Source organism: Mesorhizobium sp. M4B.F.Ca.ET.203.01.1.1, assembly GCF_004791025.1.
In the GTDB taxonomy this organism is placed as follows: Bacteria; Pseudomonadota; Alphaproteobacteria; order Rhizobiales; family Rhizobiaceae; genus Mesorhizobium; species Mesorhizobium abyssinicae.
This window is the reverse complement of record NZ_SRUO01000250.1, coordinates 1-294: the sequence shown is the minus strand read 5'-3', so window position 1 is coordinate 294 and position 294 is coordinate 1. Positions and strand designations below refer to the sequence as shown.

Below are 294 nucleotides of genomic sequence, written 5' to 3'. Positions count from 1 at the left end.
CCGAGCCCGGCGCCGAGCGGCATGCCCAGGCCCCAGTACGCGAACATGGCGATGAACATCGGCACGCGGGTGTCCTTCAGGCCGCGCAGCGCACCGGCCGACAGTACCTGGATGCCGTCCGGGAACTGGAAGGTGGCCGCGTACAGCAGCAGGGTCGAGGCCAGCCCGGCCACCGCCAGGTCGTTGGTGTACACGCCGACGATGGCGTCGTGGCCGAACAGCAGCACCGCCGCCGACAGCGTCTGCGTGCCCATGATGATCGCGTAACCGGCCCAGGCCGCGCGTCGCACGCCG

General features: G+C 71.4%; 1 protein-coding gene. It reads right to left on the bottom strand.

What is annotated here, in order from left to right; translation table 11 throughout:
- On the bottom strand, positions 1–254 hold a 254-nt coding region (locus EN846_RS34540; protein ID WP_245518778.1), incomplete at its 3' end, for an MATE family efflux transporter.
- Positions 255–294: the final 40 nt, after the last annotated feature.